The organism is Streptococcus sp. HMSC061E03, assembly GCF_001813505.1.
Lineage (GTDB): Bacteria > Bacillota > Bacilli > Lactobacillales > Streptococcaceae > Streptococcus.
In genome coordinates, this window is record NZ_KV812788.1 from 1 (window position 1) to 305 (window position 305).

Sequence of the window (305 nt, forward strand, 5' to 3'; positions counted from 1 at the left end):
TATGAGGTTGTACATTCACTTCGTGAATGTATTCAGGACAGAGATTATATTGAATTCAAGGAAACGATTGAAGCAGCTACACAATTAGACCTATCTCCTGGTTTAAAAAGAGTATTAAAGACTCTAATTACTTATCTGCCATATATTCAAAATACTTGTGAGCATCCAACTAGAACAAATGGCCCTATCGAAGGAATCAACAATAAAATAAAAGTACTTAAAAGAAATGCCTATGGCTTTAGAAACTATTACCATTTTAGAAACAGGATTATTTTAATAACAAAAATGTTTGGCCCAAAACAAAA

1 protein-coding gene is annotated in these 305 nt (G+C 31.1%); it reads left to right on the plus strand.

The features are described from left to right. A partial coding sequence (locus HMPREF2917_RS07275) for a transposase (RefSeq protein WP_141751539.1) occupies positions 1–305 on the plus strand: 305 nt, incomplete at both ends.